This window comes from Thiohalocapsa sp., assembly GCF_019695415.1.
Classification (GTDB): domain Bacteria; phylum Pseudomonadota; class Gammaproteobacteria; order Chromatiales; family Chromatiaceae; genus Thiohalocapsa.
Genome location: NZ_JAIFKJ010000114.1, coordinates 1 through 6,975, shown reverse-complemented (window position 1 = coordinate 6,975; position 6,975 = coordinate 1). Strand labels below are relative to the sequence as shown.

Sequence of the window (6,975 nt, the reverse complement as noted above, 5' to 3'; positions counted from 1 at the left end):
GGTCGCTCTTGGCCCCCTTGCGCCGCTCCGGCGAAGACCTCAGGGCGCGGCTCGCCGGTGTGGACTCGCTTTGGTTCCCGCACCAGGTGGGTCCACCCGCTTTTCCCGGTAGTGGTGGTCAGGGCATCGAATTCGGCGCGGCGCTCTGCGTTGCCGCAGGTTTGGGCCACCTGGCGGATGAACTCAGCGTGCACCAGGCGGATCTGCTCGTGGCGGTCGGGGAAGTCGGGCATGGGTCTGAGGCTGTCTTGGTGTGGTCTGTTGCGGATCGGCTTACCCGCTCAGAACAGGGTGTAGATGAAAGGTGCCACGGCCGACCCCTGCGCCAGGATCATCAGCGTCCCCAGCAAGAGCAGCACCAGCAGTATCGGCGCAAGCCAGAACTTCTTCCGCTCACGCATGAAGCCCCAGAGGTCCTTGAGCAGGTCCAGCACGCGTTGACCCTCGTCTGTCAGTAAGGTTTGTCCAGTGAATCGCTTGGTGCGGGCCGGCTCGGCACGCGGTAGCTCTGCGCCGCCGGGTCCAGCTTGCGGCGCATGGGGTCATGACCGCGCAGGCGCATGATGATCCCGATGGGCATGAAGAGTCCGAAGAACACGAGCCCGAGGACCAGCGGTGTCATGATCCGGCTCGCGAGCTGCCCGAATCGCATCCAGCCGCGGTAAACGGGGCGCAGGCTCGTGGGCCGGATCAGTCCCCAGAGCACGAGCACGGCGGCGAGCCCCCACGGCCAGCGGGGCCAGCCGAAGCCGCCGAGCCAGGGCAGCAGCACGCCGAACAGCGCGGCGACAATAGCCGCGGTGGTGAGCGCGAAGCGGCGCAGGCCGGAGGCGTCGAGGTGAGGGATATCGTGCGCGGTCATGGAGATCAAGTTGCGGGGATCAAGCTGTGTGCTGCAGCTGCATCGGCGACGTATCCGAAACGGCGTTGGGAGCGGTCTCCGCTTGCCGGGATCAATCCAGCTCGAATTCCTGCTGCCAGGCATCGTCGCGCGCCACCGCCGGCTGCTCGGGCTTGAGCAGCAGGCAGTTCTCCAGCACCAGCGCGTCCATCTCCGTGCGCATGAAGCAGCGGTAGGCGTCCGCGGGCGTGGCGACGATGGGCTCGCCGCGGACGTTGAACGAGGTGTTGACGACCATCGGGCAGCCTGTGCGATCGGCGAAGGTCGCGATCAGCCGGTGAAAGCGCGGATTGGTCTCGGCGTGCACGGTCTGCAGGCGCGCAGAATAGTCCACGTGGGTGATGGCCGGCACCTTGGACCGCGGCACCTTGAGCTGGTCGATGCCGAACAGGGCGTGCTGTGCAGGGTCCATGGGCAGCCGGCGCGATGCTGCCACGGGCGCCACCATCAGCATATAGGGGCTCGGGCCTTGATGCTCGAACCAGCTCGACACCTCCTCCGCCAGCACCGCCGGCGCGAAGGGGCGGAAGGACTCCCGATACTTGATCTTCAGGTTCATCGTCGACTGCATCTCGCGGTTCCGCGGATCACCGATGATGGAGCGCCCGCCAAGCGCGCGCGGCCCGAACTCCATAGGCCCCTGGAACCAGCCAATGACCTGGCCCGCGTCCAGCAGCCCGGCGAGCTCGGGCATCAGGGTGTCGTCGTCCAGGCGGCGGTAAGGCGCGCCCTGCTCGGCCAAAAAGGCCTCGATTTCGGCGTTATCGTGGGCTTGGCCGAGGTAGGCGCCGCGCATGCGGTCCCGCCCTGTCTCCGCGCCGTTGCGGGGCTGGCCGAGGTACTCATGCCAGACCGACAGTGCCGCGCCCAGCGCGCCGCCGGCATCCCCCGCGGCCGGCTGCACCCAAATGTCGCGGAAGGGCCCCTCACGCTTGAGCCGCCCGTTGGCGACGCAATTCAAGGCCACGCCGCCGGCAAGACAGAGCTGCTCCGCGCCGAGCTCGCGGTGCACGGTGCGCCCGAGCCGTAGGACGACCTCTTCGGTGACCGCCTGGATGGACGCCGCGAGATCCATCTCCCGTTGCGTGATGGGCGACTCCGGCTTGCGCGGCGGGCCGCCGAAGAGCTTATCGAAGGCCCGGCTGGTCATGGTCAGGCCATTCGCGTAGTTGAAGTAACGCATGTCCATGCGGAAGGTGCCGTCGTCCTTGAGCGCCAGCAGGTGCTCGAGGATCAGGTCCTGGTACCTGGGCTCGCCATAGGGTGCGAGGCCCATCAGCTTGTACTCGCCGGAGTTGACCTTGAAGCCCGTGTAGTAGGTGAACGCGGAGTAGAGCAGCCCAAGCGAGTGCGGAAACTGGATCTCCCACTGCGGCGTGAGCCGATTGCCCTCGCCGAGCCAGACGGAGGTCGTCGCCCACTCGCCGACGCCGTCCATGCACAGCACCGCGGCGCGCTCGTAGGGGCTGGGAAAGAAGGCCGACGCTGCGTGGGACTGGTGATGGCTCGCGAATTTGAGCGGCGGCAGCGCGTCCTTGGCGGGCGCGCCCGGCAGTGCCGTCAGCTCCCGGCGCAGTAAGTCCTTGAGGAACAGCTTCTCGCCGAGCCAGACGGGCATGGCCTTCAGGAACGACGGCAGCCCTCGGGGCGCATAGGCGAGATAGGTCTCCAGCAGCCGCTCGAACTTCACCAGCGGCTTGTCGTAGAAGACCACGTGGTCTAGGTCACCGACGCCGATGCCGCCGAGATCCAGGCAGGTGCGGATGGCATCCGCCGGAAAGCGTGCATCGTGCTTTATGCGCGAAAAGCGCTCCTGCTGAACGGCCGCGAGGATCTCCCCGTCGCGCACCAGGCAGGCGGCGCTGTCGTGGTAGTAGGCGGAGAGGCCGAGGATGTGAACAGGCATCGGGCGGCGCAGCCTTCTCGAAGCACAGCATGTCTGCGGGCCCGCAGCATTGTACGTGATTGCCGACATGGGCCGGGGTCCCTTGAGCAGTGCGGGATGCACCTCGGCAACCAGAAGCGTAGGGGAGAAGCCGCTGCCCCCAGCAGCGCCTCAGCGTTCGGAGACCCGCACGCCGTCGGCGAGCTCGTCGCCCGGATGGTCGATGACGGCGTCGCCTGGCTCCAGCCCCGCGGTGATCTGTGCCCGCAGGCCGGTGCGCTGGCCGACTTTGACATGGCGCAGCCTTGCGCGACCGTCCTCGACCCGGAACAGGGCCCAGCCGTCTGCGTCCGGATCGCCTGGGCGGAACAGGCTGCTGGCCGGCACCTGGAGCACGTCGTCCGCATGCCACAGCACGAAGCGGGCCTCGACCCGGTAGCCGTCGCCGAGGCGCTGCCAGCGCTCAGGGGGCGAGGTGAAGTCGGCGATGACCAGCACCCGCTGCTCCTCGACGCCCAGCGCCGAGACCTTGGTGAAGCCCACGGGCTCCACGGTGCGCACAACCCCCTCCAGGGGCGCCTCGCCGCCCCATTGTTCGAACAGCACCCGGGTGCCGGGCTGCACCCGCACGGCGTCGGCGGAGAGTAGGTCCACCTCCACCTCCAGTCGGTGTGGGTCGCCCACCACCAGCAGCAGCTCCCCCAGGCTGACGGGTCCTTCGCACTCCCGCTGCACCGCGAGCACACGACCGTCGATGGGGGAGCGCACCGGCACCCGTTCGTCGGGCTCACCCTCCATGACGGCGCTGGAGTGGGCAAGCGCCGTGCGGGCGGCTTCCAGCTCGTAGCGGGCGACGCTCACTGCGTGCTCAGCCGCGCGCAGTGCCGCGTCGGCCGCCAGGTGCTCCATGCGGGCTTGGTCCAGGGCTTCGCGGGAGACCACGCCCTTGTCGGCGAGCGGCTGCACCCGGGCCAGCTCGGCCTTGCGGTATTCGGCGCGGGCGCGCGCCGCTTCGGCGTTCTCGCGCGTCGACGCCAGTGCCGCTTCGGCGGCGGCGACGCGGGCCTCGGCCTCGGCGCGGCTGCGTGGGTCGAGCACTGCGGATTGCAGCGGCGTGATGCCGAGCAGCACCTGCCCACGGGTCACCGGGTCGCCCACGTCCAGGTCCACACGGCCGGCCACGCCGGCCCACGGTGCCCGGATCTCCTCCCGCTCGCTGCCCCGGGTGCCACCGCGCTCGTCGCCGGCGCCAGTCAGCCACCCCCGCCCGGCGGGGCCGCACCCCCCCAGCCCCCGCCCCGGCCCACACCCCCCAACCAGGAGCCCGGTGACGAGCAGTGCCGCGGCGAGGATGCCGGGGTGTCGCAGCCAGCCCATCGGGTCACTCCTTGCTTTTGAGCACGGCTACCATATCCAGCCGCCCCAGGCTGCGCCAAAGCAGCCCGCCGGAGACCAGGGCCGAGATGATGACCACCAGCGCTGCCAGCGCGTAGACATCGCGCTCCAGCACCAGCGCAATGCGGTACAGGTCGCTCTGGAAGGCATAGGACAGATAGGCGCAGAGCCCATAGCCGATGGCGAGCCCGAGCGGGATTGCGGCCAGGGTCAGCAGCGCCAGCTCACCGAGCAGAATGTAGGCGACCTCGCCGCGCTCGAAGCCGAGCACCCGCAGGCTCGCGAGCTCCCGGTTTCGCTCCGAGAGTGCAATACGCATGCTGTTGTAGACAACACCGAAGGCGATGGTCGCACCGAGCAGGGTCGCCACCAGGGTGAAGAAGAGCACGCTCTGGGCCAGGGTGTCGTAGAAGGCCCGGATGGCGGCCGCCTGCTCGACGATGCCGGCAATGCGCGGCATGTCCTTGAGCAGGGCATAGACACGGCGTCGCTCGCGCGCGTCCACGGCGAGATGCACACCAGAGAGGGCATCGCCCTCGCGCAGCAAGCGGTTCAGGGCATCGCGGCGCATGTAGGCGCCGACGCCCAAGTACTGCTGTGCTGTGGCGGCGACGGGAAGCTCCAGGACGCGACGCTCGCCCTCCAGCACTTCCACCCGCAGGTGGTCTCCTGGACCTACGCCGAGCAATCCGGCCAGATAGTCGCTCAGCACCACGCCCTCGGGCGGGAGCTGGATGGGCGCGAGCCTTGTGTCCAGCAGCCGCAGCAGTCGCCCATTCGGCTCCACGCCGTCCAGGGTCGTCCGATAGCTGCGGTGGCCGAACCTGAGACGCACCGGCACGCTGCGGAAGCCCTCCGCGTGCTCGACGCCGTGCAGGCTGCGCAGGGAGTAGAGCGCGTGCCCGGAGGTGGGATCGGTGAAGGTGGCGGTGAGGTCCGCACGCTGGCTCAGGCCAAACTGTACGCCCACCATGTGATCGATGGCCCCGCGCTGGAAGCCGCCGATCATCATGATGCCGCAGGCCATGGCGATGCCGAGGGTGGTGAGCAGGGACTTGAGCGGCCGCCGCTCGATGTGGCGCAGGATCATGCGTGTGGGCTGCGTAAACCAACGCTGCAAGCCCAACCGCTCGACGACGGTGGCCCGGTACACCGGCGGCGGCGCCGGGCGCATGGCCTGCGCCGGCGGCAGCCGGGCCGCCGCGCGCACCGCATACAGGGTGCCGAGCAGCGCTACGCCGATGCTCACCGCCGCTGCTGCGGCCACCACCCGTGGGTGCAGCACAAAGTCCATGTAGGGCAGGCTGTAGAAGCTCATGTAAATGTGGCTCAAGCCGCGCCCGAGCAGGATGCCGAGCCCGATGCCGCCCACGATGCCCAGCAGCACGATGCTGAGCATCAGTTTGGCGAAGTGCAGGCCCACGGCGGCGCTCGAGTAGCCGAAGGCCTTGAGGGTGCCGATCTGCTCGCGCTGCAGGCCGATGAGCCGGCTCGCGACGACGTTGAGCAGGAAAGCCGCCACGCCGAAGAAGATCACAGGGAACACCGTCGCGATGGTGCGCTGCTGCTTCAGCTCTTCAGTGAGGAAGCGGTGGGAGAGCTGGTCTTCCCGTGCATAGGCGCCGGTGCCGCCGTAGGGGGCGAGCAGGGCGTCCAGCCGGTCGATGACGTCCTCGGCGCTCGCGCCCCGGGTGAGCGTCAGGGTGAGGTCGTTAAAGGCGCCATCCATGTCCAAGGCGATGCCGAGAGCCTCGCGGCCCATCCACAGGATGCCGTAACGGGTCGGATCCGGGAACATCGCCCCGGGCGCGATCTGGTAGATGTACTCCGGTGAGCGCGCCAGACCGACAATGGTGAGGCGCTCGCGGCGGCCGTTGATGGTGGCACGCAGCGTGTCGCCCTCCGCGAGGCCGTGTGCGCCCGCCAGCTCAACGGAGATGAGCACCTCGTCGTTGCGCACCGGCTCCGGCAGCCGGCCGCTGTGCAGGTGCACGCGGTTCAGCAGGCCGGCGCCGGCGGCAGGTCCGTGGTCCGGCAAGGACACCAGGTGCGCGCTCACGGGCTCCGGGAAGCCTGCGATGTCCAGGCTCACGAAGGCTACGACCCGGGTCTGCACCCGGTCCACGCCAGGTATGGCCTGCACGCGGCGGGACAGGGCCTCCGGCGCGCGTTTCAGGGGTGCGAAGACGTCGGCGAAGCGCTGCTCGCGGTAGTAGCGCGCGCGGGTCTCATCCAGCGAATCCACCGTGCTGAAGGACATGATGAAGATGCCCACGCCGCTCACGATCACCAGGGCGATGGCCAGTGCCTGCAGGCGCATGCCCCAGAGCTCCCGGACGAGCTTGCGATCCAGCGCACGCATGGGTGTCACCAGCTGAGCTCTCGCGGCGCGACGCGGGTTGCGTTCACCTGGACCTCGGCGATGCGCCCGTCGGCCAGCGTGATGACCCGGTCCGCCATACCGGCAATGCCGGCATTGTGGGTGATGACGGCGGTGGTGGTGCCGAGCTCGTGGTTCACCCGCTCCAGCACCTCCAGCACCACGATGCCGGTGGTGGAATCGAGCGCCCCCGTGGGCTCGTCGCACAGCAGCACGTCGGGGCGCTTAGCGACAGCCCGGGCGATGGCGACCCGCTGCTGCTCGCCGCCGGAGAGCTGGGCCGGGAAATGGTCCAGCCGCGCCCCGAGGCCCACCAGCGTCAGGGCCTCCGCCGGCGGCATGGGGTCGCGGGCGATCTCCGTCACCACGGCCACGTTTTCCCGCGCCGTCAGGCTCGGGATCAGGTTGTAGAAC

Annotated in this window: 6 protein-coding genes and 1 pseudogene; all 7 read right to left on the bottom strand. The window is 69.2% G+C overall.

Annotated elements, in window-relative coordinates:
* A pseudogene (locus I6U14_RS02645) lies at window positions 1-233 on the bottom strand (hypothetical protein); the annotation flags it as partial.
* Between the two features lie 48 nt (window positions 234-281).
* A complete protein-coding gene (locus tag I6U14_RS02640) occupies window positions 282-434 on the bottom strand; it encodes a DUF5989 family protein (protein WP_296896663.1) in 153 nt (50 codons plus the stop codon).
* Between the two features lie 17 nt (window positions 435-451).
* Window positions 452-862: an SxtJ family membrane protein gene (locus I6U14_RS02635; protein WP_296896662.1), complete on the bottom strand. Its 411-nt coding sequence runs from the start codon at window positions 860-862 to the stop codon at window positions 452-454.
* Between the two features lie 91 nt (window positions 863-953).
* Window positions 954-2,807, bottom strand: coding sequence for a carbamoyltransferase (locus tag I6U14_RS02630; protein WP_296896661.1), 1,854 nt, complete (start codon window positions 2,805-2,807; stop codon window positions 954-956).
* A gap of 150 nt (window positions 2,808-2,957) precedes the next feature.
* Window positions 2,958-4,163 carry an HlyD family efflux transporter periplasmic adaptor subunit gene (locus tag I6U14_RS02625; protein ID WP_296896660.1) on the bottom strand — a complete coding sequence of 402 codons (1,206 nt, stop codon included), beginning with the start codon at window positions 4,161-4,163 and terminating at the stop codon, window positions 2,958-2,960.
* Between the two features lie 4 nt (window positions 4,164-4,167).
* On the bottom strand, window positions 4,168-6,543 hold the full coding sequence (locus tag I6U14_RS02620) for an ABC transporter permease (RefSeq protein ID WP_296896659.1): 2,376 nt from the start codon (window positions 6,541-6,543) through the stop codon (window positions 4,168-4,170).
* A 5-nt stretch (window positions 6,544-6,548) separates the two neighbouring features.
* A partial coding sequence (locus tag I6U14_RS02615) for an ABC transporter ATP-binding protein (protein ID WP_296896658.1) occupies window positions 6,549-6,975 on the bottom strand: 427 nt, incomplete at its 5' end.

Excerpts from the sequence above, each read along its gene's own strand:
- I6U14_RS02635 (WP_296896662.1), bottom strand. The coding sequence starts at position 862 with ATGACCGCGCACGATATCCCTCACCTCGACGCCTCCGGCCTGCGCCGC.
- I6U14_RS02630 (WP_296896661.1), bottom strand. The coding sequence starts at position 2,807 with ATGCCTGTTCACATCCTCGGCCTCTCCGCCTACTACCACGACAGCGCC.
- I6U14_RS02625 (WP_296896660.1), bottom strand. The coding sequence starts at position 4,163 with ATGGGCTGGCTGCGACACCCCGGCATCCTCGCCGCGGCACTGCTCGTC.
- I6U14_RS02620 (WP_296896659.1), bottom strand. The coding sequence starts at position 6,543 with ATGCGTGCGCTGGATCGCAAGCTCGTCCGGGAGCTCTGGGGCATGCGC.